Consider the following 26,806-nt stretch of genomic DNA (forward strand, 5'->3'; position numbering starts at 1 on the left):
CACCCCGCGACGCTACGCTCGGAGGGTGACCGAACGCGCCCCGCTCTCCCGCAAATTGACCGCCATCGCCGAGTCCGCGACCCTCAAGGTCGATGCCAAGGCCAAGGCCCTGCAGGCCGCCGGTCGCCCGGTGATCTCGTACGCGGCCGGAGAGCCCGACTTCGCGACGCCGCAGTTCGTCGTGGATGCCGCGGCCGAGGCCCTGCGCGGCCCCGCCAACTTCCGCTACACGCCCGCCGCCGGCCTCCCGGTGCTCCGTGAGGCGATCGCGGCGAAGACCTTCCGCGACTCCGGGCTCGAGGTCGCGCCGTCGCAGGTCATCGTCACCAACGGCGGCAAGCAGTCCGTCTACCAGGCCTTCCAGGCGGTCGTGAACCCCGGCGACGAGGTCCTCCTCCCCGCGCCCTACTGGACCACCTACCCCGAGGCGATCGCCCTCGCCGACGGCGTGCCCGTCGAGGTGTTCGCCGGCGCCGACCAGGAGTACAAGGTCACCGTCGACCAGCTCGAGGCCGCTCGCACCGACAAGACCACGGTGCTCGTGTTCGTCTCGCCGTCGAACCCGACCGGCGCGGTCTACACCCCCGACGAGACGAAGGCCATCGGCGAGTGGGCCCTCGCCCACGGCATCTGGGTGATCAGCGACGAGATCTACCAGAACCTCGTCTACGAGGGCGCGCGGGCCCAGTCGATCGTCGAGGCCGTGCCGGAGCTCGCCGGCCAGACGATCCTCGTCAACGGCGTCGCGAAGACGTACGCGATGACCGGCTGGCGCGTGGGCTGGATGGTCGGCCCCGCCGACGCCATCAAGGTCGCCGGCAACCTGCAGTCGCACCTGTCCTCCAACGTCAACAACATCGCGCAGCGCGCGGCCCTCGCCGCCCTCACCGGGCCGCAGGACGAGGCCGAGAAGATGCGACAGGCGTTCGACCGTCGTCGCGGGCTGATCGTCGCCGAACTCGCGAAGATCTCGGGCGTCACCGTCCCGAACCCGCTCGGTGCGTTCTACGTCTACCCCGACGTGACGGGCCTGCTCGGGCGCGAATGGGACGGCGTCCGCATCGAGACCTCCCTCGAGCTGGCGGATTTCATCCTCGAGCGCGCCGAGGTCGCCGTCGTCCCGGGTGAGGCCTTCGGCCCCTCGGGCTACCTGCGCCTGTCCTACGCGCTCGGCGAGGACCAGCTGCTCGAGGGCGTCCAGCGCCTTCAGCGCCTCTTCGCCTGACGCAGGGCGGACTCGGGCGACGATCGCCGAGGTCCCCTTCCGGCCGGGAATGAGCGTGCTGTTCCCGGCCGGATCGGGACCTCGGCGACGAACGCCCCGGGTCAGAGCTCGACGTCGAAGAGCACCGGCTCGGGCTGCAGGAGCACGCCGAACTCGGACTGCACGCGCTGCTGGATGAGCCGAGCGAGGGCGGCGACCTCTTCGGCCGTCGCACGTCCCCGGTTCGTGAGCGCGAGCGCGTGCTTGGTCGACAGCGATGCCTGCGAGCCGGGCAGGCGGAAGCCCTTGCGCATCCCTGCGTGCTCGATGAGCCATGCGGCGCTGATCTTGACGGGCGCGGGTCCGCCGGCGCGCGGCGGGATGAACCCGTCGAACCGGTCGAGCGGGATGACGCGATCCGCCTCGAGGGCGGGCGCCATCGACCACCGCGGCGCCTCCGCGGGGAGGGTCGCGGCGAACTGCGCCGACACGACCGGGTTCTGGAAGAACGACCCGGCACTCCACGTGTCGTGGTCGTCCTCTTCGAGCACCATGCCCTTGCGTCCGCGGATCTCGAGGACGGTCTCGCGGATCCACGCGAGGGTGACCTCGGCATCCGCGTCGAGTCCCAGCGCCGACCGCAGCTGCGCACCGCGGACGGGCACCGCGCCGTGGCCGACCTGGGCGAGTTCGAGGGTCACCGACAGGATGACGGCCGAACGCTCCGGCACCGACCCGTAGTGCTTCTTCAGCACCGAGGTGCGCAGACCGAGACCGAGATCGGATGCCGGGACCACCGACACCTCGCCGGTCGCCTCGTCGATGAGCTCGACCTCGACGAGCGTCTCGACGATCTCCTGACCGTACGCACCGACGTTCTGAATGGGCGCGGCGCCCGTCGTGCCGGGGATCCCGGCCATCGCCTCGATGCCGCTGAGCCCAGCCGCGACCGTCTGCGCGACGAGGTCGTCCCACGAGTGACCCGCCTGCACCTTGAGGCGCACGTGACCGGGGTTCGGCGAGGGCAGCCGCTCGATGCCCGACGAGCGGACGAGGATCACGGTGCCTTCGAACTCCTCATCGGAGAAGAGCAGGTTCGATCCGCCGCCGAGGACCAGCCACGGCTCCCCCGCCGCCCAGACCTCGCGGAGCGCGTCGGCGAGTTCGTCGGCCGTCGTCGCCTCGACCATCCGCTGCGGAGACCCGCCGACCCGGAGAGTCGTGAGCTGAGAGAGCGGGACGGGCGTGATCTCGGGCATCAGGATGCCGCGCGGACGCGCACCTGCGCCTTGCCGAGGACGGTCGTGCCGTCGTGGCTGACCGTCAGATCGATACGCACGGCATCGTCGTCGACCGCGCCGACCTTCGCGACGACCGTGACGTCCGCGCCGGCCTCGGTGTCGACGAGGACGGGGCGCGTGAAGCGCACGCCGTACTCGAGGATGCGACCGGAGTCGCCGAGCCACTCGACGATCGTCTCGACGGCGAGGCCCATCGTCAGCATGCCGTGGGCGAGGACGCCGGGCAGGCCGACGCGCTCGGCGACGGCGTCGTTGTAGTGGATGGGGTTGAAGTCGCCCGACGCTCCCGCGTACCGGACGAGCGACGCGCGCGTCAGGTGGACGGTGCGCTCGGCGACGACCGCGCCGACCTCGAGGGGGATCATTCGTCTCCTCCCACCAGCAGAACGGACGTCGCCGTGACGACGTGGTCGCCACCGGCATCCGTGATCTCGGCTTCGCTCGTCACCATCGCACCCTTGCCGAATGCACGGATGCCGGTGACCGTGAGACGCCCGGTCAGCTCGTCGCCGGCGACGATGGGTCGCGTGTACCGGAAGCGCTGCTCGGCGTGGACGACGCGCTCGAGCACGATGCCCGAGTCGGGCTCGCCCAGCAGCTGCTGCAGCGTGATGTCCTGGATCACCATCGCGAAGGTGGGCGGCGCGACGACGTCGGCGTAGCCGAGGGCCTGAGCCGCGGCGGGGTCGTCGTGCTGCGGGTCGGTCGCGAAGACGGCACGGGCGAACTCGCGCACCTTCTCGCGTCCGACGAGGTACGGGGTGGTCGGCGGGAAGGCTCGACCGAGCAACTCGGGATTCACAGGCACCGGACGATCCTACCGTCCGGGCCTCCCGCGGGTCCGGTCAGCGGGCGCGGTGGGCGCGGATCGCTTTGATCCCGAGCTGCACCGCGATGAACGTGAGGTACACCGCGAAGAGGACGTTCGCCGTGAAGGGATCGACGAGGGTCGCGAGCCAGGCGCCGAGGGCCGTGGTCGTGCACGCCGCGACGCCGATGACCGCCGCCGCGACGAGGTCGACGTTGTGGCGACGCAGGTTGCCGATCGTGCCCGAGATGGCGGTGGGGATCATCATCAGCAGCGAGGTGCCCTTGGCGACGAGGTCGCTCGTCCCGAAGAGGAACATGAGCGCCGGCACGACGATGACGCCGCCGCCCACGCCGAGGAGCCCCGCCATGATCCCGGTGAAGACGCCGAGCACGGCGAATCCGATGCCGGTGCCCCACGTCAGGGGGACCTCCGCATCACGCGACGGCACCACGATGAACAGCATCACGATCACGACGACGAGGAAGGCGATGAACCCCCACCGGATCGCGTTCTGCGGCAGCCGCGCGAGCAGCCAGGTGCCGACCTGCGCACCGATGACGGCGGCCGCGGCGAGGATGAGCGCGGGGATCCACGCCACCGCGCCGACAGCGGCGTACGAGATGACGCCGACGGCGGCGGTCGGGACGATGGCGGCGAGCGACGTGCCTGCGGCGCGGCGCTGGTCGAAGACGAGGAGCGTCAGCAGGAGCGGGACGATGACCGTGCCGCCGCCGACTCCGAACATGCCCGACATGAGCCCGGCGAGCAGACCGATGCCGAGGGCGCTCAGGTAGTAGCGCGGGGTGCGGTCGATGGTCGGGAGCGCGGTCACGAGGGCAGATCCGACACGAAACGCATGCCTCGACCCTACTCCCGGGGACCGCAGCGGCCGCTCCGGTCAGCGGCATACGATCGGATCATGTCCTCTTCGCTCGTCCTCGTGGCCAATGCCGGTGACTCCTCGATCAGCACGTTCCACGTGACGGATGCCGGGCTCGAACGCCTCGCCGTCACTGCGGGCACCACCGGCTGCTCGAACTTCGCCGTCGACGTCGACCGTGGCCTCGTGTACGCATCGGTGAAGGCCGACGACGACAACCCGGACGCCGGCATCCTGACCCTCGCCCTGGATCGCGAGACCGGCGCGCTCACCCCGCTCTCGCGGGTCGCGCTGCCCGGTGGCGCGATGAACTACCTCTCGCTGACGCGGCAGGGTTCCGTGCTGCTCGGCGCGGCCTACTCGGGCGGGTACGGCATCGTGTGCGCGGTCGGCGACGACGGCGTCGTCTCCGCACCGACCGCCGAGGTGCGGTTCCCGCGGCTGCATTCGGTGCTCGCGAGCGGCGACGGGCGCCACGCCTACTTCGTCTCGCTCGAGACCGACCTCATCGCCCAGTACGCACTGGGCGACGACCTCTCCCTCTCCCCGCTCGACCCGGCGACCGCGGACGCCCCCGCAGGGAGTGGACCGCGGCACCTCGCGTTCAGCGACGACGAGAGGAACGTCTACGTCCTCACCGAGTTCACCGGCGAGGTGCTGCGTTTCCGCCGCGACCCGGTGAGCGGCATCCTCGACTTCGTCGACGCGACCCCGGCCCACGACCCGTCCGAGAAGCTCCGCCACAGCGTCATCGACGAGGACCCGCGCGAGAACCACTACGTCTGGGGCGCCGACATCCACCTCACCGACGGCGTCGTGTGGGCGTCGGAGCGCACGGCGAGCACCCTCGCGGCGCTGCGCATCGACGCCGACGGCTCGCTCAGCGCGCCGACCGGCTTCGCGGCGACCGAGGAGCAGCCGCGCGGGTTCGCCGTGAGCGACGACCGCGCGCTGCTCGTCGCGGCGGGCGAGCGGTCGACGACAGTCTCGCTGTACCGCGTCGACGGCGCCGACCTGCACCTGCAGGGGCGGTACGAGACCGGCCGCGGCGCGAACTGGGTGCGGTTCGCCTGACCCCGCTCAGCGCAGGAACTGCTCCGGGTCGAACTCGTCGATCGGGATGATCCGCACGCGCGGCAGCTGCGCGTCGAACGCGCCGGCGTCGTATTCGAGATCGAAGAAGCGGATGCCGGGGATCTGAGCGAAGCCGGCGTTGCGGAACTCCTCGAATGCCAGCACGCCGATGCGTCGCGATCCGTCGGCGAGGACGCCGAGGTCGTCGACGAAGTCGCCGTCGTGACTGACGAGCACCACGTCGTCACCGTGCTGCTGCAGCGCCTGGAGCGTCCGCTGGATGGCGAGGTCGACGACCTTCTCGTCGGGGTCGCCCGACAGCGGCACGGGCTGGTAGCCGAGCGCGAGGAGGGCCTGCACGAACGACATCGGCAGGTTGATCGAGGCGTTCAGGAAGAAGAGGCCGCGCGCGTCCTGATTCCATTGGTCGGCGACGAAGGTGAGGATGCGGTCCCACCGGGGCCGCTCGTCGGGCTGGGGGCGCCGCCCCAGGATCGATCCGCCGAGGGTCGCGTCGATGTTCTCGCCGTCGACGAGAATCCAGGTCCTCCGGTTGTCGGCCATGCCGCCTCCTCCACGCGCACCGTCAGAGCTGTGCCGGTGCGCCCGACTCATCCTAGGCGGCGGCCGCCCGTCACCCGCGGCGGCCGAAGACGCCCGCCAGGAGCGCGTGGGCGAGAGGCAGGAGCGAACCGGTCATCAGGACGCCGCCGAGAACCGGGTCGTCGGGACGCAGTGTCGCCCCACCGACCAGGAGGGCGGCGAACAGCAGTCCCGACAGCGTGCGACGGCCCAGCTGCTCCAGCCGCGCGACGCGGCGTTCCAGTGCCGGGTCGGGGAACGAGATCCGCCGGTCCTCCACACGCGTGATGAGCTCATCCACGCGCCCCGGCAGCCGCGACGCGGTCGTGATGCTCGAGACGGCACGCCGCAGGACGTCGCCGACGGCGTTACGTCCTTCCTCGCGGACGAGACGTGAGGCGTAAGGTTCGACCGCATCCCAGAGGTTGAAGGTCGGATCCAGCGCGCTGCAGACACCCGAGGTCAGCGACATCGCGCGAACGATGAGGAGGAAGTTCTCCGGCAGCTGGAACGGGAGTGCCCGCACGACGTCCTGGAACTCGATCGCGAACGCGCGGAACTCCCGCGGGTCCACCTCGCGGAGTTCGGCGAACCCCATGCCGCCGAAGCGAGCGAAGAGCTGCGTCATCGCTCGTTCGAGCTCGGTCGTGTCCGCGCTCGGCAGCAGAACGCCCACGTCGCGGATGCTCTGCACGAGCGCGACGCCGTCGCGGGCGGCGACGGCGATCATGAGGCGCCGCAATCCGTTCCGCAGACCCGGCGGGACCTCGCCCATCATGCCGAAGTCGATGAAGGTGAGCCGCCACGACGGGGCGTCGGCACCGGCGGCATCCGTCCCCGTGAGGGGTGTGACGAAGATGTTCCCCGGATGCGGGTCGGCGTGGAAGAACCCGTGGGTGAACACCTGGTCGAACATGACCGACGCGAACACCTTCGCGACCTCGGCGGGATCGATCCCGGCGGCACGCAACGCGTCGTGGTCGGTGATTTTGATCGCCGTGACGTCCTCGAGCGTGAGCGCGCGACGGGACGTGCGCTCCCAGACGACCGCGGGGACGCCCACGCGGGGATCACCGGCGAAGTCCGCCGCGAACCGCTCGCCGTTGGCCGCCTCCTGCAGGTAGTCGATCTCCTCGAGACTCGTCTCGGCGAACTCCTCGACGAGCTGGGGGGCGTCGACGCGGTCCGACACGATGCGGACGTGGCTGAGCCACCGGCCCACGCGACGCAGCGCCGCGAGATCGGTGTCGACGATCCGCTGGATCCCGGGGCGCTGCACTTTCAGGATGACGGCGTCGAGCCCGGTGAGGGCGGCATCCTCCTCCGACAGCCGGGCCCGATGGGCCTGACCGAGGGATGCCGCGGCCACCGGCACGCTCTCCACGGCGACGAACGCGCGGTCGAGCGGCACGCCGAGCTGCCCTTCGGCCTCGGCACGGATCTCGGGGAACGGGACGGCAGGGACTTCGTCCTGCAGTCCTTCCAGTTCCTTCGTGATCTCGGGAGGGAGGACGTCCAGGCGCGACGACATGAACTGGCCCACCTTGATCATCAGGCCACCGAGGTCGATCGCGAGCCCGTGGAATCGGCGGGCGATGCGCTGCATACGCGCCGATCGCCCCCGCACACCGATCCAGCCGAGGCCGATGCGCGGCAGGAAGAGCTCGAACCACCATGTGACGGCAAGTGCCCTCGCCGCGAAACGGAGGATCCGTCGATAGCGCGCCCGCGCGTCGCGGTCGTCGGGAAGGTTCTCGCCTTCCCGACGCCGTGCTGCCACGCGGATCAGCCCTGCGCGAGCAGAGCGTAGAGCCGACGGCGAGCCTCTTCGAGGATCTCCACGGCCTCCGCCACCTGCTCGGGGGACCCGGATCGCGCCACCTGCGCGGCGGCCTGCGCCAATTCGACGCCCGCCTTCGGCAGCGCCGTCGCGCGCGGGTGGTGCTCCTTCGTCGGGCCAGCGGTCTCCCAGGGCGCCGAGCCGGCCGCCTCGTCAGCGACCATCCGACCCGCGTCGGTGAGCGAGTACGTCTTCCGCCCGCCCGCCTCTTCGGCGACGATGAGCCCCTCGTCCGCGAGGAGCTGCAGCGTCGGGTAGACCGACCCCGCACTGGGCTTCCACGATCCGCCGCTTCGCGAATCGATCTCCTGAATGATCTGGTACCCGTGCATGGGCTTCTCGGAGAGGAGCGCGAGCACCGCGGTCCGGACGTCCCCGCGGCTCATACGGGAGGGGCCGGGACGCTGATCGAACGACGTGCGGAACTGTTCGAACGCCTCCATGAGCCCGGCACCGAGGTTGCCGAGATCCATGCCCTGGGGGCCGGATCCGAACCCGCGGCCGCTGCCGCCGAAGCCGCTGGACCCGAAGCCCTGCGAACCGAATGGACTGTTCATGATGTCTCCTTAACGTGGTGACCGATACACAACGATATATCGCTTGGAAGGGTCCGCGGCGGACCTCAGGAAGTTGCCAGGCTCCGTGATCAGGACTTTTGTGAGCGGGTGACCGATCGAGGACATCCAGGTAACGTTCGGGTAACGCTCAGGTACGTCGGCCAGAGTGGGCGACTCGTGCCCGCCCGAACGGTCACGCTCGCCTTTCACAGGCGTGCCCTCGCTACACGGAACCATTACTGCTGCATGCCTACTGACTCAACTGTGCCCTCCACCCGCCGCTCCATCCGCTCCACCCAGATCGAAGCCCGTCGCCTCCGGCGGCGCCCGGTCCTCGTCCTCTCGACGCTGACCACGGCCTTCGTCATCGCCGCGAGCGCGACCGCCATGGCCCCCGCGCCGCAGGCCGCATCATCGGAGACCTCCACTCCGGCGATCGCCCTGGCCTCCTTCACTCAGAAGCTCCCCGAGTCACTGACCGACGGTGTCGCGACGTCCGCTCCGGAGTCGAAGATCCAGTCCACGCTCCAGCGTGCGCAGGACGCCGCGGCCGCCTCCACCGACGTGACCGCCGACATCACGGCATCCAAGCTCAACGTCGGCACGACAGACATCACGGTCCCGACCGACGGCCTCTCGAAGGCCGTCGACGACCTCGAGACCGTGTCGTCGCTGCCGCTCCTGCTCGACACCCGCGACGCGACGGCCGAGCTCGAGACCGAGATCACCGCCGTCACCGAGAAGACCAGCGCCCTCCGGGGACGTCTCGACGCCGCGATCGCCAAGGAGAAGGAACGCCTCGCCGAGGAGAAGCGCAAGGCCGAGGCTGCCGCCAAGGCCGCAGCCGAGAAGAAGGCTGCCGAAGAGGCAGCGGCCGCAGAGGCCGAGGCCAGCGAGTCCCGCTCGTCGTCTTCTTCTTCGTCCAGCTCGTCGAGCTCCATCCCCACCAGCGGCAAGGCCCGCAGCGGCACGTCGGCCGCCGCCGCGCAGTCGACCGCGCGGGGCATGCTCGGAAACTACGGCTGGGGCGACGACCAGTTCTCCTGCCTCGTCTCGCTCTGGGACAAGGAGTCGAGCTGGAACTACCGCGCGCACAACTCCTCGAGCGGCGCGTACGGCATCCCGCAGGCGCTCCCCGGCAGCAAGATGAGCAGCGCCGGATCCGACTGGGAGACCAACCCCGCCACGCAGATCGCCTGGGGCCTCGGCTACATCGACGGGCGCTACGGCAGCCCGTGCGGCGCCTGGAACCACTCGAAGAACAACGGCTGGTACTGATCACCAGCTGACACCGCGGATGCCGCGGGTCCCCGACATGACGTCGGCGGGCCCGCGGCATCCGTCGTTTCGGTGTTGAGCCTCAGGCGGTGAAGAAGGCCTCCGCTACCCGCGACAGGTCGTGCAGGTCACTCACGCCGGCGAGCTCGCGCGCGGAGTGCATCGACAGGATCGGGATGCCGACGTCCACCGTCGCGATCCCGAGCCGGGTCGCCGTGATGGGACCGATGGTCGAGCCGCACGGCACGGCGTTGTTCGAGACGAACTCCTGCGAGCCGACACCGGCGGCGTCGCACCAGCCGTGCCAGGCGGCCGCGCCGGCGCCGTCGGTGGCGTAGCGCTGGTTCGCGTTGATCTTGAGGATCGGGCCGGAACCGAGGCGAGGCTGCACCACCGGGTCGTGCTTCTCGGCGTAGTTCGGGTGCACCGCGTGCCCGACGTCGCTGGAGACGCACCACGACGAGGCGAGCGAGCGCAGCTGCTGCTCGCGGTCGGCGCCGAGGGAGAGCTGGATGCGCTCGAGGACGTCGGCCAGGAAGGGACCGGCGGCACCCGAGCGGGTCGCGGACCCGACCTCCTCGTGATCGAACACGGCGAGCATCGCGATGCGCTCCGCGTCGAACCCGTCGGCCGCACGCTCGAGGGCGACGACGCCGGCGTGGACCGAGGCGAGGTCGTCGAGACGGCCCGAGGCGAAGAACACATCGCCCTTGCCGAACACAGCCCCTCGGGCGGCGTCGGCCGTGACGACGTCGTACCCGCGAATGCGCGAGGCGTCGACGCCGGCTTCGGCGGCGAGCTCGCCGAGCAGGTCGGCGGAGTCCGCGTCGCCGAGGCCCCAGACCGGCTGGGTCTGACGCTGCTTCTCGAGGGCGAGGCCGTCGTTGACCTCGCGATCGAGGTGGATGGCGAGCTGCGGCAGGCGCAGGAGAGCGCCCGTCGCGGCGAGGACGCTCGTCCCGTCGTCGAGCACGAGGCGACCGGCGAGGCGCAGTTCCCGGTCGAGCCACGAGTTCAGCAGCGGCCCGCCGTAGACCTCGACGCCGGCCTGCAGCCAGCCGAGGCTCCCCGTCGTGGGACGCGGCTTGAGCTTCAGGGCCGGGGAGTCGCTGTGCGCGCCGAAGACATGGACGCCGGTCGCGGCATCCGCCCCGTTCGGGACGACCCACGCGAGGACAGCTCCGTCGCGCACGACGAAGAACCGCCCGCCGGGCTGGGAGGGCCATGCGTCGCGCTCGTCGAGCTCCGTGAAGCCCGCGTCGCGCACTCTGCGGGCGACCTCGGCGGCAGCGTGGTAGCTCGAGGGCGAGGCGGCGACGAAGTCGGCGAGATCGGCGGCGTGGTCGAGCGCTGCCGAGCCGGTGAGGGGCGTGGACATGGGTGTACCTCCAGAGAAGGATGCCGGGCGGGACCCTCCGATCGTAGTTCGGCCGCGCTTCGCGCCACCCCAGCCACTTCCCCTGTCACGACACGCCGCGGCGGCTCGGAGTTCAAGACAGGGGAGGCCTTCTGCACAGGCGGGGATCGGCGGCGTCCCCTCTACGACTCCACAGCCCAGCGGCGGCGGGGTCGACGTCGGCGGGACGCTGGACGGATGCACCCCCTTCCCGCGTCGCTCGGCGAGCGGTTCTCGGTCGCCTCTGCTCGGGCAGCCGGTATCCCGACGAGTCGACTGCGAAGAGGCGACCTCGTGCGGCCATTCCACGGTGTTCGGGAGCGTCGAGACGCGCACGACGACTCAGGATCTGATCGCGTCGGGATGCCACGAGGAGACGCCGAGGCGGCGCACCTCCTTCGCGCACGGCAGTACGCCGCGAGGATGGCTCCGCATGAAGCCTTCAGCCATGTCACCGCGGCCGTCATCTGGGACATCCCCCTTCCACCGGGTGTGCTGCATGATCGTCGAGTGCACGTGGGAGTCGAAGGCCCGCGACGGCTCCCCCGTTCCGCCGGGGTGCGAGGCCACGAACTGCTCCCTGGCATCGCACGGTTCGCGACCCACCCCACGACCGGACTCCGCGTGACGGACCCCGCGTCGACATGGGCGACGCTCGGCGCGATCCTGCGCTCGCAACGGGACCTCGTCGCCGCGGGCGACGCGATCGTGCGAACGTGGCGGGTGCCGCATCCCCTCGCGATTGTCGATGAACTGGCGGTTGCGATCGACCGCGGGCGACGGGTCGGCATCCGCTCACTTCGCGAAGCGCTTCCCCTGCTCCGGACCCGGGCGGCTTCGCGGCCGGAGAGCCATCTGCGGCTCGCGCTGTTCGACGCGGGACTGCCCGAACCACGTCTCAACCACCCGATCGTCGCCGGCGGCCGCGTCGTGGCGACGGGGGACCTCGTCTATCCGGGTGCGCGTGTCGCGGTCGAGTACGAGGGCGAGCATCACCTGCTCGATCCCGGGCAGTGGGCATACGACATCGAGCGCTACGACGCGCTGCGCGCCACCGGATGGACCGTGGTCCGCATCACGAAAGCGGACGTGTTCGGTGCGCACGCTCAGGCGGCCGCGAAGGTCAATGCCGCTCTCACGGCGCACTGACCTCCGCTGTCACGAACGGCGAGACCCGGCGGCGTGTTGTGACAGGCGAGTGCCGGCCGCCGGCGTGGGCTGCGTTCCCCTGTCGCGAACTGCGGCCGCGCGCGGCGTGTTGCGACAGGGGAATGACGGTCACGCTCCCTGGAAGTGCTCCGCTGGCTGAGGTCCCGGAGCCTCGTCGTCGCGGCGGCGGCCGGAACCGAGAGCGAACGTCGCGCCCAGCCCGATGACGAGGAAGCCGGCGGCTGTCAGAGCCGAGGCGCGCGTGCCGTCCGAGAAGGCGGTGCGCGCGGCATCCGCGATCTGCGCCTGCGACGGGTCCGCCTCGAGACCGGCGATCGCCGCTCCCGCCGAGTCGACGACGGCCGTCACGACTTTGTCGGCGGCGGTCGACGGGACGCCGGCATCGTCGAGGGATGCCGCGAGCACGCCGCCGGTCGTCGTGAACAGGACCGTCCCGAGGATCGCGACGCCGAGTGCCGACCCGACCTGGCGGGCGGTGGACTGCATCCCGGAGCCCTGGCCCGACTTCTCGACGGGGACGTCCTGCAGGATGACACCGGTCAGCTGGGCCGTCGCGAGTCCGACGCCGAACCCGTAGACGGCGAGAGCGGGGATGAGCCAGCCCCAGGCGGCCTCCGGTCCGATGATGAACCCCGCCCAGGCGATGCCGATGATTTCGGCGAGGATGCCGACGCGCACCACGACGACCGCCGGGACCTTGCCGCTGAACGCGCCCGCGGCGCCGCTCGCAACGAACGATCCCCCGGCGAGGGCCAGGAGGAGGAGCCCGACCTGGAGCGCGTCGAAGCCGAGGACGAACTGGAGCCACAGCGGCAGCGCGAGGATGAGCCCGAACTCGCCGAGCGAGACGACGAGGGCCGCGATATTGCCGTTCCGGAACGACGAGATGCGCAGCAGCGAGAAGTCGATGAGGGGGTCCTGGCCGCGGCGACCGCGGCGGAGCCCCCACCAGACGAACAGGACCAGCGCGACGAGAGTGATGGCGAAGGCGAAGGGGATCGGCGAGACGGAGAGCGGCCAGGTCCAGCCGCCGATCGTGAGACCGTCCTCGGCGAGCCACCAGCCGAACGTCCTGCCCTCGATCAGGCCGAACACGAGCGAGCCGAAGAGGATGACGGACAGCAGAGCGCCCACCCCGTCGATCGAGCGCTTGCGGCTCTCCCGCGACTCGGCGACGGTCAGCAGCACACCGATGACGATGATGATGCCGAGCGGGATGTTGATGCCGAACGCCCACCGCCACGAGAACGCCGTGGTCAGCCAGCCGCCGAGGAGCGGGCCGACCGCGGCCATGCCGCCGATCGTCGATCCCCAGACGGCGAACGCGATACCGCGCTCACGGCCGCGGAACGTCGAGTTGATGAGCGACAGGGTGGTCGGCAGGATCATCGCTCCGCCGACGCCCTGCACGAAGCGGGCGAGGATCAGCAGCTCACCCGTCGGCGCGAAGCTCGCCAGCACCGACGACGCCGCGAAGACCGAGACGCCGATGAGCATGACGCGGCGCCGGCCGAAGCGGTCGGCGAAGGCACCGAACAGCAGCAGCAGCGAGGCGAAGACGAGGGTGTAGACCTCCTGGACCCACTGCACCTCGGTCGAGCTGATCTTCAGCTCCTCGACGATCGACGGCACCGCGACGTTGACGATCGTCGAGTCGACGATGATCAGCGATACCGCGACACTGATGAAGACCAGTCCGAGCCACCGGCGGGAGTCCTTCGCCATGAGATTTACCTCGCTTTTCTAGCAATCCGACAGCGATAGTACTCCTCCGACGGCGGGGTGCAACCCGTCAGATGCGACGAAGATCCACGGAACGGATGCCGCCGTCCGCGAGCTCCACCACCATCAGCGTGTGATGGGGCTGACGCCGTCGATCGGTCGGCGAACCGGGGTTCAGGAGCCGCATCCCGCTCGGCGACGTCGTGTCCCACGGGATGTGGCTGTGGCCGAAGACCAGCAGGTCGGCATCGGGGAAGGCAGCATCCATCCGCTCCTCGCGGCGGTGCTTCTGCCCGGTCTCGTGCACCACGGCGACGCGAACCCCCTCGATCTCGCGACGCGCGATCTCGGGGAGGACGGCGCGCAGGTCCTCGCCGTCGTTGTTGCCGTACACGCCGAGCACGTCACCGTGCTCACGAAGGTCACTGAGGACGGATGCCGCGACCCAGTCCCCCGCGTGGACGATGAGGTCGGCGACATCCGCTTCGCGCCTGACCGCGTCGGGCAGAGTGCGCGCACGGCCGGGGATGTGGGTGTCGGAGATCAGCAGCAGTCGCGTGGTCACCGCGGCAGGGTAGCCCAGCCCGGCGCGACGCGACAGCCTCTGCGTGAGCAAGGTGGAGTGGGTGAAGGTGGGGTTCTCGAAGGAAGGAACAACCATGAGCACTCCCGAGCAGACCGGCGACGACGGCATCCGCCTCGACCCGAATGACGCACCCACCGAGGACACCACGGTCGGAGACACCGAGGCCGCCGACGCCGAGTTCGAGGGACGTCCCCTCGACATCCCCGCGGACGAGCCCGAGGAGACATATGCCGCAACCGACATCCAGCCCGAATCGCAGGGCGAGGATCCGGTCGTCGTCGAGCTCGGCGAGGAGGGCGAGGGCGACCTCTCCCCCATCGACGTCTGACTCGCCGGATCGACGCATCACGTTCACCGACGCAACAGATCGTGCTCGACACGCCGCCCACCGACCCGGTGAGGCGGCGTGTCGCGTCGAATCCCTTGCATCCGCCGATAGGTGAGGATGCCGCGGTTCGACCTGCGTCTTCACCTCCCCCACGATCTGTGTCAGATTCAGGTCATGAATACCGCTCCCGATGCGCAGGTGCCGTTCACGTCGGCCGACATCACGGTGCACACGCTCACGACGTGGGCGCTCGGATCGGTCATGGTCGGCGCGTACTGGGGGGCCGAGGCCTCCTCGCCGGGCGGCGGGTTCGACTATCTCGGCTGGTTCCTCGCTTTCAGCACCGTCGCCGTATTCATCCTCTGCTGCCTCGGCTCGCCGCTGGCGTGGCTGACGGCGCGAGCGTTGCGGACCGTCACCTCGACGTGGGTGCACATCGTCGCGTTCGGGGCGTTGGGCGCTGTGGCCTCCGTCCCCGTCGTCTGGGTCATGCTCCCGTGGACGTCGCTGGAGGGCGAACCCGTCCTGAGTCTGCGGATGCTGGGTGTCGCCGTACTCTGCGGCATCTGCGCAGCAGCGGCGCGAGCAGTGGCGCTCCTGTCACGTGCACGCCGTGAGCGGCGGCCACCGCGACCGGTCGATCCGGAGGATGCGCTGCTGGACGCGATGGGAACGGCGAGCTGACCCCCGCCCGGACATGACAAAACCCCTGGGGTGGAGCCCAGGGGTTTTGCGTAGCGGGAGCGGGGCTTGAACCCGCGACCTCACGATTATGAGTCGTGCGCTCTGACCAGCTGAGCTACCCCGCCGTGGCGCATCTGAAGGATGCTGCGAGCCCCGAGTCAGGATTGAACTGACGACCCCTTCCTTACCATGGAAGTGCTCTGCCACTGAGCTATCGGGGCGTGCTGCCCGCAAGCGGGCAACTAGAAGAGGATACCAGAGTCGCGGCATCCCTCTGTAACCGGGTCAGCCTCGCGTGTGCTCCTTCAGCCACGGAAGCGGATCGATGCGGGTGGTTCCGCCGAGCAGCACCTCGAGGTGGAGGTGAGGACCGGTGGACTTGCCCGTGCTGCCGACCTTGCCGAGGACCTGGCCGGCCTTGACGGTCTCGCCGGGCGAAACGCGGAGGGAGCCGTACTCCATGTGGCCGTAGCGGGTCGACACGAGCTGGCCGTCGATGATGTGGTCGAGGACGACCGTCACGCCGTAGTCCCCGCCCGCTTCGGTGGCGATGCGCACGGTACCCGCTGCGACCGCGTGGATCTCGGCGCCGCGCCCGGGGGTGAAGTCGGTGCCGTGATGCACCCGCGAGAACTTCGACAGGTACGAGGTGGATCCGAACTGCGCCGAGATCGGCACACCGACCGGGAACGGCCACTGCACCTCGGCGGTCGCATCGTTCACCCACGTTCCCGCGAACTTGGTGACGCCGGATTCGGCGGCCACGTCGGCCATGGACTCGATGTCGTACTCGTCCGAACGCGCGAGATCACCGGCGGCGGCCGTCGAACCCGAGACGTACGCCTGGATCTCGGGAGCCTCGGTCGTGGTCTTCTCGCTGGCGAGCGTCATGTCGCCGCGGACCTCCTGGCCGAACGCACCCACGGCCGCAACCGGGGTGGTCGTTCCAATGGCGAGAAGGCCGACGACGCCGACGACGCTGACCGAGAAGGATGCCGCGGCCAGCCGCTTGAACACGACGCGGCCGCGCCGAGGGCGCGGGGGCTGGTCGGCCATGCGGACACGGGTCTTGCGCTGAGTCTGCTCGTCGGCGTCAGCGGCTGCGCGGGCGACCTGGATCGGCGTCTCGCCGGTGAAGGAGAACACCTTCGCCGCGAGTTCGAATTCGTCGATGCCGGGAGCCGCGTCGTGGCCGGAGGCGTGCGTCGAGTCCGCGGACGGGAGGACGATCGTCTCGTCGAGGAACTCGCGAACCGGCGTCGCCTCGGGGGTCGCGGTGGCCTCGGCAGTCGTGGAGCGCGCAGAGCGAACGCGACGACGCAGCGGGACGGAGGCGACCGGCGTCTGCGCGACCGGGCTCGCCGCAATGACGGATGCGACATCGGCAGACGGCACGGGGACCGAGTCGGCGATGACGGCGTCGGCGATGGTCTCGGACACGACGGATTCCGCCAGCGACACGGGCGCGAGGTCTGCTGCCGAGGAGTCCGCCGCAACGGCACGCGTGCGGCGACGGCGCAGCGCCGGGGCGTCGGCGGCCTGGATCATGGCGATGACGTCACCCATGGCGGCGACGGCCTGGACAGCTGCCGTCTCGGCGTCGCTGACCGGGGCCGCAGCCTGCTTGCGATACTCCGCACGGGTCAACGGCATGGAGCCGGACGCGGCGGGTCGCCGATCGCGACGCGCAGCGGGCGCGTCAGTCGGGGAGGTCTCGAAAGTCAAACGTGCGGGCTCTCGGGTAGAGCGGCCTGGGCCGCGGGGCTTCAAGGACAGACACCCTCGCTCGGGCAGCGAAGGTAACGATCAGATAAACACGCTACACGAACGGGCCTGGGAATGGGATGTCCGTTCACAACCCGATCGTGGCCGTCAGGCGCGCGAACAGCTCGGGGCCCGCCGCGACGGTCATGTCGCGCCCGGGGAATCCACCGGGAGCGCCCGTGATCCGCCCGCCCGCCTCGGTGACCAGCAGTGCGCCGGCGGCGTGATCCCAGGGGTGGAGGCCGCGCTCGAAGTAGCCGTCCAGCCGCCCGGCGGCCACGTACGCGAGGTCGAGCGACGCCGCTCCAGCGCGACGCAGGTCGCGCAAGAGCGGCATGACCGCGGCGACGCGGGCGAGGTCCTCCTCGTGGTACTTCGGGTCGTACCCAAAGCCGGTGGCCACGAGCCCACCCGCCTCGCCGACGCTCGACACGGCGAGGCGCTCCTCGCCCCGCCAGGCTCCGCCACCGCGCACCGCGTGGAACGTCTCGCCGACAGCCGGGTTGTGGACGACTCCAGCGAGGGCCGTCCAGGTCGGGGGCGTCGGTTCTCCGGACACCGCCGCGATGCTCACGGCGTAGTGCGGCATCCCGTAGGCGTAGTTGACGGTCCCGTCGATCGGGTCGACGACCCACGTGATGTCGGACGTGCCCCGCTCGGCACCGGACTCCTCTCCGAGGAAGCCGTCGTCGGGGCGCTCGGCGGCGAGCCGCGCGCGGATGAGGGCTTCGACCTCACGGTCCGCCTCGGTGACGATGTCGGCGATGACGGACTTAGTCGCGGCGATCGCGACACCCTCCTGGCGACGGCGCAGCGCCAGGGCGCCGGCGTCACGGGCGATGTCGAGGGCGAGGTCGGCGAGCGCAGCGGCATCCATCCCTCCACGGTACGCCGCTAGGTTGAGCATCATGAGCGCCATCCGCGACGTCGTCATCGTGGGCGGAGGGCACAACGCCCTCGTCGCCGCTGCCTATCTCGCCCGCGCGGGACGCACCGTGACGGTGCTCGAACGTCAGCGTCACGTCGGCGGCGCAGCCGTCTCGGAGCGCCCCTGGCCGGGAGTGGACGCGCGCCTGTCTCGTTACTCGTACCTCGTCAGCCTGCTCCCCCGCACCGTGATCGACGATCTCGGACTCGACATCCGACTCGAGCGGCGACGCTACTCGTCGTACACGCCCATGCCGGATTCCCCGGACCGCGGCATCCTCATCGACAACGCGGATGCCGCCGCCACCGCGGCGAGCTTCGCGCACGCGACGGGCGACGACGGCGAGGCGGCACGGTTCTCGGCACTGTACGAGAGGGTGGCCCCGCTGGGCAGGGCGCTCTTCCCGACCGTCACGGCGCCTCTGCGGAGAGAGTCCACCGTCCGCGCCGCCGTCGGCGACGACGCCCTCTGGGAGGCGGTGTCGGGCCGTCCGCTCGGCGAGTTCATCCGAGGGGCACTGGCGACCGACGTCGCCCGCGGCATCGCGTTCACGGACGGCCTGATCGGAACCTTCGCCCACTCAGACGACGAGTCGCTCCGTCAGAACCGCTGCTTCCTCTATCACGTCATCGGTGGCGGAACCGGGGACTGGGACGTCCCGGTCGGCGGCATGGGTGCCGTCAGCGCCGAGCTCGAGCGCGCGGCCCGGTCGGCGGGCGCCGAGATCCGAACCGGCGCCGAGGTCGTCGCGGTCTCCCCCGACGGTGACGTGGAACTCGCCGACGGCGAACGGCTCGGGGCGCGGCTCATTCTGAGCGGCGTGGGCGCGGCGGTGCTCGCCGGCCTCCTGCGCGCCGGCGGCGGCATCGGCACCGGCGCCGCCCGTCCCGAGGGGGCGCAGATCAAGGTCAACATGCTGTTGTCCCGCCTGCCCCGACTGCGGGACACCTCGGTCGACGCTCGCGCCGCGTTCGCCGGCACGTTCCACATCAATGAGACCCTGTCGCAGGTGGATGCCGCCCACGACCGTGCGGCGGGGGGAGCAATCCCAGATCCGCTGCCGGCGGAGATCTACTGCCACTCCCTCACCGACCCGTCGATCCTGGGACCCGAGCTGCGCGCGTCGGGGGCGCAAACACTCACCCTGTTCGGGCTGCAGGTCCCCCATCGACTGGTCGCCAGAGGTGCCGCGGACCGCCACGCCCTGTGGGCGGCGGCCGAGCGGTCGCTGGACTCGGTGCTGGCCGAGCCGATCGCCGACCTCTTGTACCGGGCACCGGACGGGAGCCCCTGCGTCGAGGCCCGCACGACGGCGGACCTCGAGCGGGACCTCGGCATGGTCGGAGGCGACATCTTCCACGGTGAGCTGTCGTGGCCGTGGGCTCGAGACGACGAACCGCTCGAGACCCCCGCCGAACGGTGGGGAGTCTCGAGCGGTGTCGAGGGTGTGTTGCTCTGCGGATCGAGTGCCCGCCGTGGTGGAGCGGTCAGCGGGATCGGCGGACACAACGCGGCGATGGCCGCTCTGGAGATGCTGCCGGTCTAGCCGGCCCGCGGCCTCAGTAGCGCGGCGGCGGCGGCACGTCCGGTGCGCCCGGCGCAGGCGGGACCGGCGGTGCGGGCTGATCGGGCTGGGACGCGTCGGCCGGAACCGGCGGTGCCGGGGGAACCGCCGGCGCATTCGCGGGAACGGACTCGGGAGCCGGGGGTGCCTGGGGAGCCGTCGCTCCGTACGGCTGCTGCGGGTAGCTCGGCTGGCCGGTGTAGTAGGCGTTCCAGTCGGGCGACCCGTCGGGCATGACCGGGAGCGGGGTGCGGCCGTCCGCGTACGTCGGCCAGGCCTGGACGGGAGCGGCCGGAGCGGTCAGCGCGGGGTCGAGCTGCGCGACGGAGCCGTACGGCTGGGCGGTGTAGCCCTGGGAACCGTAGCCGGAGACCGGGGAACGATCGCGCTTCGGGGCGAACAGCGCGTTGACGAGCGGGACGAGGGCAGTGCCGACGGCGGCGAGGATCGTCACCGAGACGACGACCTTCCAGTAGATGTCGCGGAAGTCGGTGAACTCGGCGAAGAGCAGCGGGATGATCAGCATGACGGCCAGGATGACGACGAGGCCCATGGTGACGTAGGCGACGATGCTCGTGAAGGTCGTCTGGTGTCGCGCGAACGACTTGCTGTAGAGCCGGATGTGGAGCAGGGCCGCCTGCAGGATCAGCACGATCAGGATGAACTTGAAGAACCGCTCGGCGCCGACGCCGTAGTCGCCGGGAGCTTCCGGCATCCAGATCATGAACGCCCCCGCGATCAGCGCGACGACCCACGACACGATGCTCGCCAGTGCGAACCAGGCCGGGCGGCGCTCAGCAAGGGATGCCTCGAGGATCGACACTCCCGCGAAGGCGGCGAGCAGGAGGATCGTCAGGAACGCCCGGGCCACCATCCCGTTGGAGTCGCCCACCAGGACCCAGACGACGCAGACGATCGCCGCGGCGATCAAGGCGCCGATCGCGACCCAGATCGCGGCTCGGAAGATCTTGCTCGAATTCGGCGCAGTGCTCGGTTCGCTCATCCTCGGCATCCCTTCGGCGGAGGCCTCCCCCGCCCTCGATCCCCCATCCTGTCAGACCGCCCCGTGGGCGACGGAGATGTCCACAGGGGTTGCGCACGCGGGGAGAAACAAGAAAGAGCCGCGGAGATGTCCGCAGCTCTTTCGTCTGGTGGCGAGTGAGGGATTCGAACCCCCGAATGCAATGCAGTCTGATTTACAGTCAGATCCCTTTGGCCGCTTGGGTAACTCGCCAGGTGCGCACCCGCCCGGCTTTCTCAGTCGACCGGAGGCGCGATCACCGATACTACCCTCCCCGAGGGCATGTCGAAAACCGAGGCCTCAGGCGGCGGAGGCGACGCGCTCCACGAAGGATTCGAGCCGGTGCCGGGTGCCGTCTATGCGCCGATCGACGCTCGCGCGGATCTCGCTCGGCGCGAGCGGACCGGCGATCCGCACGTTGTCGTGGCAGGTCAGATCGGCGCACACGTAGGTACCGACGCTGTCGCCGCGGTCACCGGCATCCCCCGCCCGTCGCGCGGTGAACATCGTCACCTGGTTGCCCGGCTGCATCGTGTGGCAGATGTTGCACATCGCCGATCGGGCGCGGGCGGCGCCGTTCGCGGCGCGCAGGACGATGCCGGTGGGCTCGCCGCCGATCTCGGCGACGACGTATCCGCGGCTGCGCGTGGTCGGATCGCGCCAGGCGAGGAAGTCGAGGTGATCCCACTCGAGGATCGGGAAGTCGTGGGGCAGTTCGAGACGTTCCCGCTCGTCCCTTGTCGCATTGACGAGCACGTCGCGCAACTGGTCCTCTGTCAGCGGCCGCATCACTCCAGTCTACGAAGCGACGGATGCCGCGGCTCCGTCGTCCTCATTCGACAAGAGCAGCCGCACCGGCTTCGGCGAGAGCCAGAGCCACGCCGAGGACGACGAGCGCCGCGAGCCCGAGTGCGGCGCCGGCGACCGGCCAGCCAAAACCACGGCGGCGGACGGCCGCGAAGACCACCCCCACGAGGCCGACGAGCAGCGCGATGACCTCGCCCACGACGAGGATCGGGATGGACAGGAAGAGGAACCAGCCGTATCCCGGATCGGCCGTTCCGGCCAGGGTCGCGACGTAAACCGTCGGAATGATGGACAAGACGGCGACGGTGACGGCGGCGATCCCCCATGCTCGCTGGGCGACCATCGCGGGTCCGGGAGCCGTCATCCCTTCGCCTCGATCGACCGGCTCGTCGGACGCAGCTGCACGCGGTCTCCAGGTTGCAGGACGCGCTCCGGCCCGCCGGCCTGATTGAACTGCTGCACGGTGATCGCGTCGACGCAGAACCGGTCGCCGATGCCGCGATACGTGTCACCCGGCTGAACTGTGTAGAAGGTCGGTGCCCCGTCGACCTTCTCGACCGGCCCCTCCGCGTACTCCCCCACTCCCGAGTCGAAGAGCTTCCCCGTCATGCTCACGGCGATCCGACCCGACGGATCGGGCTCGGACAGCTCGATTCGGGCGATGCCGTCGCAGTCCTGGTGGGTGCGATAGCCGCCCTTCTTCGCCTCGTTGAGCGCCGCTGCCGTCGTCGTCCCCTCGGGGAGGATCGCGAGGTAGTCACCCTCGTAGATGTCACCCGCACCGTCGAAGGCGTTGGCGGCGTCGAAGTCGCCGCTGTCGAGGCAGAAGCGCTCGACGATCGCCCAGTACGAATCGTTCGACACCACGCGGTAGACCGTCGCGAGATCCTTCCCGTTGGATCGCTCGACGACGCCGGTGGCCCCGGGAGAGATCGACCCGCGATCCTTGCCGGGTGCGACGCCCAGGCACTTGCTCTCGGGCGGTGCGGGCGTCGTCTCGACGGGTGCGGGCTCCGTGGGTTCCGGCGTCGGGGTCGGAGTCGGGGTCGGCGGCGCGATGCGCGCGGGACTGGCCGACGGCGACGGCGCCTCCGCCACCACCTCATCCGTCGGGATCATGCCGATGACCGCCGGCGCCGCAAGCGCCAGCAACCCCACGACCGCCCCCACGGCGATACCGAGCATGATCTTCCCCCGACGATCCATGCCTCGACGCTAGCGGCCTCGGATCACGGGCGCGCAACGATGTGGATGCCGGGACCCGCGGCATCCGCTCGGCACAGCGGTACCCTCGAACGCATGGCATCAGACTCTTCGTTCGACGTGGTCAGCAAGGTAGATCGTCAGGAGGCGGACAACGCCCTCAACCAGGCGCGCAAAGAGGTCGCGCAGCGCTACGACTTCAAGGGCACCGGCGCCTCGATCGAGTGGAGCGGTGAGTCGATCCTCATCAAGGCGAACAGCGACGAGCGGGCCAAGGCCGTGCTCGACGTCTTCCAGTCCAAGCTCATCAAGCGCGGCATCTCGCTGAAGAGCCTCGAGTCCGAGGATCCGCAGCCGTCGGGCAAGGAGTTCCGTCTCGTGTCCACGCTCAAGGAGGGCATCTCCTCCGAGGACGCGAAGAAGATCACGAAGCTGATCCGCGACGAGGGACCCAAGTCGGTCAAGGCGCAGATCCAGGGCGACGAGCTGCGCGTGCAGTCGAAGTCCCGCGACGACCTGCAGGAAGTGCAGCGGATGCTGAAGGCCGCCGACCTCGACGTCGACCTGCAGTTCATCAACTACCGCTGACTCGCGGGTGAGCGGCCAACGGGTTGTCAAGCCCGCGCGGCTGTCGGGGCCCTCACCTACCGTGGCTACTCTGCACCACGAGTAAGTGAGGTCCCCGTGTCTGAGCACCACCCATCCCCCGGCACGGTCTGGGCGCGCGTCGAAGACGGCTTCCACGTCGGCAGCCGTGACGGCAACTTCCTCGGCTACATCGAGCGACGTCGGGACGGGCGTTACGACGCATTCGACATGCGTTCGGCGGTGATCGGCACGTTCGCCGACCTGGTCTCCGCGATGCGGACGCTCTCGTCGGTTCCGACACCCGCGCCGGGGACGAACGGCATCCTCACGATCCGGGAGAACCGATGACCGCCATCGACGACACCGTCTTCTCCGTCGTGTACTCCAGCAACGCGACCGCCCCGTTCAGCGACGACGCGCTCGGCGAGCTGCTCCAGCAGAGCCGGGCCTCGAACGCGCAGCGGGACATCACCGGGATGCTGCTGTACCGCAACGGCCGCTTCATCCAGATCCTCGAGGGCCCCGAGCAGGCGGTCCGAGAGACGATGGGCAAGATCGAACGCGATCCGCGCCACGACCACCTGCGCGTCCTCATCGACGAATTCATCGAGGAACGCAACTTCGCCGAGTGGACGATGGGCTTCGAGCCCATAGCGATGCCCGACGAGAACGCGCCCGAAGGCTTCCGCGACACCTTCGACGACCTCGAAGCGCACGGCGACCCGTCGGCCACGCTCCGCGCCGCACGCGAGCTGAGCCTCTGGTTCCGGGTACGCGCACACCAACCGCGCTGACGAAGGGACGACGGCCCGGACCCCGCCAGGGATCCGGGCCGTCGTGCTGTCAGCTGATCAGAGCGTGCGGGCGAAGGGGTCGAAATCGACCGGGACCGCAGGCACCGGCGCGACCGTGCTGTCGATCTCGAGGTACTGGCCGGTCTCGGCCGAGTCCTGCGCCGACAGCAGCACGTCGAGCACGTGGAAGCCGAGCTCCCCGGTAGCGACATGCGTGCGGTCCTCCGCGATCGCGCGGACCATGTCGAGGACGCCGAGGCCGCGTCCGACGACCGTCCCCTGCTGCTCGACGTCGATCCACTCCTGCTCGGTCTTCATCCCGTCGCGGAAGACGCCGAGCGGCTTCACGTAACGGGTCGGACCGTCGAAGCGGTTGGGGTCGGGCAGCACGATCGAGCCCTCGGTGCCGTGGATCTCCACGACGCCGTGACGCTCGAGCGCCGAGTCGAAGCTCAGCAGGTGCGTGCCGTGCTGGCCGCCCTCGAACGTCGACAGGACCTGCACCGAGGACGGCACTTCGACGGGGAACGTCTCACCCGCGCGGGGGCCGGTGTGGATGTGACGCTCCGTGCGGAAGCGCGAGCCGCGCGCCGCGACACCGGCGATCGGGCCGAGCAGGCTGACGAGCGCCGAGAAGTAATACGGTCCCATGTCGAGGAGCGGTCCCGCACCCTTCGCGAACAGGAACGCCGGTTCGGGATGCCACAGGTCGGGGCCCTGCGTCTGGAAAGCCGTCTGCACGAACAGGGGCGTGCCGATGACGCCCTCGGCGATCGCACGCTTCGCGGACTGGAACCCGGGGCCGAGGATCGTGTCGGGCGCCGAGCCGACGCGGACGCCGGCAGCATCGGCATCCTTCAACAACTGACGAGCACCCTCGCGGTCCAGGCCCAGCGGCTTCTCGGTCCACACGTGCTTGCCGGCGGCGACCGCCTGCGACGAGACCGCGATGTGCGACTCGGGGATCGTGAGGTTGACGACGAGCTCGACCTCGGGGTTGCCGAGGACGTCCTCGAGTGTGCCCCACGAGGGGACGCCGTGCTCCTCGGCCTTGGCCTGGGCGCGCTCAGGGATGATGTCGCCGATGGCGACGACCTTCACGTCGGGGAACGACGTCAGGTTCTCGAGGTAGGTCTGGCTGATGACACCGGCACCGACGATGCCGACTCCGACGGGACCGGTCATGCGATGAACCCGCCGTCCTTCAGGAAGGCGTAGGACGCCGCGATGTCCTCGAACACGTCGCCGGGGGCCTTGTCGTACTCGATGACGGCGTACCGGATGTTCGTGCCGGCGCGCAGCGATGCCGCGAGCGGGACGTCTCCGGTGCCGGCGCGCAACTGCTCGAGCGAGTCGGAGCCGAACTCGTCGGAGCCGGGAGCCCACGGGTTGGATGCCGGGGCGATGCCGTCCTTCACGTGCACGGCGATGAGCCGGTCGCCGAGCTTCTCGACGAGAGCCGGCACGTCCTGGCCGCCGGTGAGCGCCCAGAACAGGTCGAGCTCGATCTCGACGCGGTCGTCGGTGAGCTCGAGGAAGCGCTCGTAGGCGGTCTGTCCGTCGAAGGACTTCACGAACTCCTGCGCGTGGTTGTGGTAGCCGACGGTCATGCCGAAACCGGCGGCCGTCTCGGCGAGCCGGTTGAGGCGCTCGGCGATGTCGGCGACGCCCTCCTCGGTGAACCAGCGCTCGGCGGGGACGAAGGGGTCGATGACCGTGGTCATCCCGATCTTCGCGGCGGCCTCGAAGACGACCTCGGGCGCGGGGGTGGGGATCGAGCCGTCCGGCGTCCACAGCTCGTCCGACAGCAGGGGCGCGTGGCCGGTCGGCGAGGCGAGGCCGCTGGCGTCGAGCGCCGCGCGGATCTCATCGGGACGGCGGACGAAGTCGAACGCTTCGACGTTGCGCAGGCCGAGAGCAGCCAGCTTGTCGAGCGATCCGGACATGTCCTCGCTGAACTCTTTCGCGAGCGTGTAGAGCTGGACTGAGGCGAGTGGCAGAGCCATGGGCCTTCCTTCGTAACGTCGTTGTCGGATGCCGCGAGGCGGCGTGACCCCGACGATAACAGAATTAACCTCCATGTGGAGGTTTTGATTCTGCGGGCCTACGCTGGCCCCATGCAGCAGGGTCAGGACGACGTCATCGGTCGCCGCGGATCGATGCCCAAGGGCGTCGCGAGGCGCCAGGAGATCCTCGACCGCGCCATCGAGGTGTTCCGCGAGCGGGGTGCCAGCGGCACGTCGCTCCGCAGGATCGCCGAGGCCATCGGAGTGTCCCACGCCGCTCTCCTGCACTACTTCGACTCGCGCGAGCAGCTGCTCGTCGCCGTCTACGCGCACGCCGAGCAGAACCACGAGAATCCGCCCGAGCTCCGACCCGGCATCGACACGATGATCCACGCCGCGCGGCGCAACGTCGACATCCCGGGCCTCGTGACTCTCTACTCCACGTTGCTCGCCGCGTCCCTCGAGGACGAGGAGGGCGTCGGGCGGGACTTCTTCACGACCCGTTTCGAGGGACTCCGCGGATCCATCACCGAGAGCCTCCGGGTCCAGCAGCGCGAAGGTCTCGTGCGGGACGACGTCCCCGCCGAGCACCTCGCAGCCCTTCTCATCGCGGCATCCGATGGTCTGCAGATCCAGTGGCTGCTCGACCCCGGCGTCGGGCTGGAGCCTACGCTCCGAACCCTCGGCGCCCTGTTGCGGCCGGCCTGACCGCGTCCGC

The 26,806-nt window shown here is 70.1% G+C and carries 29 protein-coding genes and 3 tRNA genes; 11 read left to right on the forward strand and 21 right to left on the reverse strand.

Features of this window, described 5'->3' with window-relative positions:
* Nucleotides 1-25 precede the first annotated feature (25 nt).
* On the forward strand, nucleotides 26-1,225 hold the full coding sequence (locus AC4NN1_RS08320; protein WP_491955012.1) for a pyridoxal phosphate-dependent aminotransferase: 1,200 nt from the start codon (nucleotides 26-28) through the stop codon (nucleotides 1,223-1,225).
* Between the two features lie 101 nt (nucleotides 1,226-1,326).
* Here the strand turns inward: AC4NN1_RS08320 and AC4NN1_RS08325 are convergent, their stop codons facing one another.
* The 4 genes from AC4NN1_RS08325 to AC4NN1_RS08340 are packed head-to-tail and all read right to left on the reverse strand — an operon-like array spanning nucleotide 1,327 to nucleotide 4,148.
* On the reverse strand, nucleotides 1,327-2,463 hold the full coding sequence (locus AC4NN1_RS08325) for a UDP-N-acetylmuramate dehydrogenase (protein ID WP_491955013.1): 1,137 nt from the start codon (nucleotides 2,461-2,463) through the stop codon (nucleotides 1,327-1,329).
* Nucleotides 2,463-2,870 (reverse strand): MaoC/PaaZ C-terminal domain-containing protein, encoded by a 408-nt coding sequence (locus AC4NN1_RS08330; protein ID WP_018186921.1) that lies wholly within the window; start codon nucleotides 2,868-2,870, stop codon nucleotides 2,463-2,465. Before AC4NN1_RS08330 ends, AC4NN1_RS08325 begins: the two co-directional genes overlap by 1 nt.
* Nucleotides 2,867-3,313 (reverse strand): FAS1-like dehydratase domain-containing protein, encoded by a 447-nt coding sequence (locus AC4NN1_RS08335; protein WP_036324300.1) that lies wholly within the window; start codon nucleotides 3,311-3,313, stop codon nucleotides 2,867-2,869. Before AC4NN1_RS08335 ends, AC4NN1_RS08330 begins: the two co-directional genes overlap by 4 nt.
* A 37-nt stretch (nucleotides 3,314-3,350) precedes the next feature.
* Nucleotides 3,351-4,148: a sulfite exporter TauE/SafE family protein gene (locus AC4NN1_RS08340; RefSeq protein WP_018186919.1), complete on the reverse strand. Its 798-nt coding sequence runs from the start codon at nucleotides 4,146-4,148 to the stop codon at nucleotides 3,351-3,353.
* Between the two features lie 87 nt (nucleotides 4,149-4,235).
* Between AC4NN1_RS08340 and AC4NN1_RS08345 the strand changes: the two genes are divergently transcribed.
* Nucleotides 4,236-5,270: a lactonase family protein gene (locus AC4NN1_RS08345; protein ID WP_491955014.1), complete on the forward strand. Its 1,035-nt coding sequence runs from the start codon at nucleotides 4,236-4,238 to the stop codon at nucleotides 5,268-5,270.
* A gap of 6 nt (nucleotides 5,271-5,276) precedes the next feature.
* On the opposite strand, the gene AC4NN1_RS08350 is transcribed toward AC4NN1_RS08345, so the two are convergent.
* The 3 genes from AC4NN1_RS08350 to AC4NN1_RS08360 form a co-directional block, all read right to left on the reverse strand.
* Complete coding sequence (locus AC4NN1_RS08350) at nucleotides 5,277-5,834, reverse strand: NYN domain-containing protein (protein WP_491955015.1); 558 nt, start codon at nucleotides 5,832-5,834, stop codon at nucleotides 5,277-5,279.
* 70 nt (nucleotides 5,835-5,904) lie between these two features.
* Complete coding sequence (locus tag AC4NN1_RS08355) at nucleotides 5,905-7,632, reverse strand: ABC1 kinase family protein (RefSeq protein ID WP_018186916.1); 1,728 nt, start codon at nucleotides 7,630-7,632, stop codon at nucleotides 5,905-5,907.
* A gap of 5 nt (nucleotides 7,633-7,637) precedes the next feature.
* Nucleotides 7,638-8,249 (reverse strand): PadR family transcriptional regulator, encoded by a 612-nt coding sequence (locus AC4NN1_RS08360; RefSeq protein ID WP_018186915.1) that lies wholly within the window; start codon nucleotides 8,247-8,249, stop codon nucleotides 7,638-7,640.
* 246 nt (nucleotides 8,250-8,495) lie between these two features.
* Here AC4NN1_RS08360 and AC4NN1_RS08365 point away from each other — a divergent pair, with 246 nt between their 5' ends.
* Entirely contained in the window at nucleotides 8,496-9,527 is a 1,032-nt protein-coding gene (locus AC4NN1_RS08365) for an aggregation-promoting factor C-terminal-like domain-containing protein (protein WP_363457148.1), read from the forward strand.
* Between the two features lie 82 nt (nucleotides 9,528-9,609).
* Here AC4NN1_RS08365 and AC4NN1_RS08370 read toward each other — a convergent pair whose 3' ends face one another.
* On the reverse strand, nucleotides 9,610-10,905 hold the full coding sequence (locus tag AC4NN1_RS08370; protein WP_491955016.1) for a M18 family aminopeptidase: 1,296 nt from the start codon (nucleotides 10,903-10,905) through the stop codon (nucleotides 9,610-9,612).
* 441 nt (nucleotides 10,906-11,346) lie between these two features.
* Between AC4NN1_RS08370 and AC4NN1_RS08375 the strand changes: the two genes are divergently transcribed.
* The gene (locus AC4NN1_RS08375) at nucleotides 11,347-12,072 is read left to right on the forward strand and encodes an endonuclease domain-containing protein (protein ID WP_491955017.1); all 726 of its coding nucleotides are present in this window, start codon (nucleotides 11,347-11,349) and stop codon (nucleotides 12,070-12,072) included.
* Between the two features lie 129 nt (nucleotides 12,073-12,201).
* On the opposite strand, the gene AC4NN1_RS08380 is transcribed toward AC4NN1_RS08375, so the two are convergent.
* Both AC4NN1_RS08380 and AC4NN1_RS08385 read right to left on the reverse strand, forming a co-directional pair.
* On the reverse strand, nucleotides 12,202-13,818 hold the full coding sequence (locus tag AC4NN1_RS08380; RefSeq protein WP_491955018.1) for a DHA2 family efflux MFS transporter permease subunit: 1,617 nt from the start codon (nucleotides 13,816-13,818) through the stop codon (nucleotides 12,202-12,204).
* A gap of 67 nt (nucleotides 13,819-13,885) precedes the next feature.
* Complete coding sequence (locus AC4NN1_RS08385) at nucleotides 13,886-14,476, reverse strand: metallophosphoesterase family protein (protein WP_491955019.1); 591 nt, start codon at nucleotides 14,474-14,476, stop codon at nucleotides 13,886-13,888.
* Here AC4NN1_RS08385 and AC4NN1_RS08390 point away from each other — a divergent pair.
* Nucleotides 14,475-14,729: a hypothetical protein gene (locus AC4NN1_RS08390; protein ID WP_018186909.1), complete on the forward strand. Its 255-nt coding sequence runs from the start codon at nucleotides 14,475-14,477 to the stop codon at nucleotides 14,727-14,729. The genes AC4NN1_RS08385 and AC4NN1_RS08390 overlap by 2 nt on opposite strands.
* Before the next feature lie 174 nt (nucleotides 14,730-14,903).
* Nucleotides 14,904-15,413, forward strand: a complete 510-nt coding sequence (locus tag AC4NN1_RS08395; RefSeq protein WP_491955020.1) for a hypothetical protein — start codon at nucleotides 14,904-14,906, stop codon at nucleotides 15,411-15,413.
* Between the two features lie 51 nt (nucleotides 15,414-15,464).
* Here the strand turns inward: AC4NN1_RS08395 and AC4NN1_RS08400 are convergent.
* The 4 genes from AC4NN1_RS08400 to AC4NN1_RS08415 form a co-directional block, all read right to left on the reverse strand.
* A tRNA-Met gene (locus AC4NN1_RS08400) sits at nucleotides 15,465-15,538 on the reverse strand.
* Nucleotides 15,539-15,562: 24 nt separating this feature from the next.
* Nucleotides 15,563-15,634: transfer RNA gene (locus AC4NN1_RS08405), tRNA-Thr, on the reverse strand.
* A gap of 64 nt (nucleotides 15,635-15,698) precedes the next feature.
* Nucleotides 15,699-17,066, reverse strand: coding sequence for a M23 family metallopeptidase (locus tag AC4NN1_RS08410; protein ID WP_491955021.1), 1,368 nt, complete (start codon nucleotides 17,064-17,066; stop codon nucleotides 15,699-15,701).
* A 199-nt stretch (nucleotides 17,067-17,265) separates the two neighbouring features.
* Nucleotides 17,266-18,054 carry an inositol monophosphatase family protein gene (locus AC4NN1_RS08415; protein WP_020098089.1) on the reverse strand — a complete coding sequence of 263 codons (789 nt, stop codon included), beginning with the start codon at nucleotides 18,052-18,054 and terminating at the stop codon, nucleotides 17,266-17,268.
* Nucleotides 18,055-18,085: 31 nt separating this feature from the next.
* Here AC4NN1_RS08415 and AC4NN1_RS08420 point away from each other — a divergent pair, with 31 nt between their 5' ends.
* On the forward strand, nucleotides 18,086-19,651 hold the full coding sequence (locus AC4NN1_RS08420; protein ID WP_491955022.1) for a phytoene desaturase family protein: 1,566 nt from the start codon (nucleotides 18,086-18,088) through the stop codon (nucleotides 19,649-19,651).
* A gap of 13 nt (nucleotides 19,652-19,664) precedes the next feature.
* On the opposite strand, the gene AC4NN1_RS08425 is transcribed toward AC4NN1_RS08420, so the two are convergent.
* The 5 genes from AC4NN1_RS08425 to AC4NN1_RS08445 form a co-directional block, all read right to left on the reverse strand.
* On the reverse strand, nucleotides 19,665-20,672 hold the full coding sequence (locus tag AC4NN1_RS08425) for a hypothetical protein (RefSeq protein WP_336126192.1): 1,008 nt from the start codon (nucleotides 20,670-20,672) through the stop codon (nucleotides 19,665-19,667).
* Nucleotides 20,673-20,818: 146 nt separating this feature from the next.
* Nucleotides 20,819-20,903: transfer RNA gene (locus tag AC4NN1_RS08430), tRNA-Tyr, on the reverse strand.
* A gap of 87 nt (nucleotides 20,904-20,990) precedes the next feature.
* Nucleotides 20,991-21,479, reverse strand: a complete 489-nt coding sequence (locus AC4NN1_RS08435; protein WP_018186904.1) for an FBP domain-containing protein — start codon at nucleotides 21,477-21,479, stop codon at nucleotides 20,991-20,993.
* Nucleotides 21,480-21,522: 43 nt separating this feature from the next.
* Complete coding sequence (locus tag AC4NN1_RS08440; protein WP_491955023.1) at nucleotides 21,523-21,861, reverse strand: hypothetical protein; 339 nt, start codon at nucleotides 21,859-21,861, stop codon at nucleotides 21,523-21,525.
* Nucleotides 21,858-22,703, reverse strand: coding sequence for a LysM peptidoglycan-binding domain-containing protein (locus AC4NN1_RS08445; protein ID WP_491955024.1), 846 nt, complete (start codon nucleotides 22,701-22,703; stop codon nucleotides 21,858-21,860). The genes AC4NN1_RS08440 and AC4NN1_RS08445 overlap by 4 nt, the downstream gene beginning before the upstream one ends.
* Nucleotides 22,704-22,796: 93 nt before the next feature.
* Between AC4NN1_RS08445 and AC4NN1_RS08450 the strand changes: the two genes are divergently transcribed.
* The 3 genes from AC4NN1_RS08450 (at nucleotide 22,797) to AC4NN1_RS08460 (ending at nucleotide 24,082) form a co-directional block, all read left to right on the forward strand.
* The gene (locus tag AC4NN1_RS08450; protein ID WP_491955025.1) at nucleotides 22,797-23,288 is read left to right on the forward strand and encodes a YajQ family cyclic di-GMP-binding protein; all 492 of its coding nucleotides are present in this window, start codon (nucleotides 22,797-22,799) and stop codon (nucleotides 23,286-23,288) included.
* Between the two features lie 96 nt (nucleotides 23,289-23,384).
* Nucleotides 23,385-23,636 (forward strand): hypothetical protein, encoded by a 252-nt coding sequence (locus AC4NN1_RS08455; protein WP_020098084.1) that lies wholly within the window; start codon nucleotides 23,385-23,387, stop codon nucleotides 23,634-23,636.
* Entirely contained in the window at nucleotides 23,633-24,082 is a 450-nt protein-coding gene (locus AC4NN1_RS08460; RefSeq protein ID WP_491955026.1) for a BLUF domain-containing protein, read from the forward strand. Before AC4NN1_RS08455 ends, AC4NN1_RS08460 begins: the two co-directional genes overlap by 4 nt.
* A 57-nt stretch (nucleotides 24,083-24,139) precedes the next feature.
* Here AC4NN1_RS08460 and AC4NN1_RS08465 read toward each other — a convergent pair whose 3' ends face one another.
* Nucleotides 24,140-25,267, reverse strand: coding sequence for a Gfo/Idh/MocA family protein (locus tag AC4NN1_RS08465; protein WP_336126183.1), 1,128 nt, complete (start codon nucleotides 25,265-25,267; stop codon nucleotides 24,140-24,142).
* Complete coding sequence (locus tag AC4NN1_RS08470; RefSeq protein WP_018186895.1) at nucleotides 25,264-26,088, reverse strand: sugar phosphate isomerase/epimerase family protein; 825 nt, start codon at nucleotides 26,086-26,088, stop codon at nucleotides 25,264-25,266. The genes AC4NN1_RS08465 and AC4NN1_RS08470 overlap by 4 nt, the downstream gene beginning before the upstream one ends.
* A gap of 111 nt (nucleotides 26,089-26,199) precedes the next feature.
* Here AC4NN1_RS08470 and AC4NN1_RS08475 point away from each other — a divergent pair, with 111 nt between their 5' ends.
* Nucleotides 26,200-26,796, forward strand: coding sequence for a TetR/AcrR family transcriptional regulator (locus tag AC4NN1_RS08475; protein ID WP_018186894.1), 597 nt, complete (start codon nucleotides 26,200-26,202; stop codon nucleotides 26,794-26,796).
* Nucleotides 26,797-26,806: the final 10 nt, after the last annotated feature.

This window comes from Microbacterium sp. MDV22-iso44 (assembly GCF_058629135.1).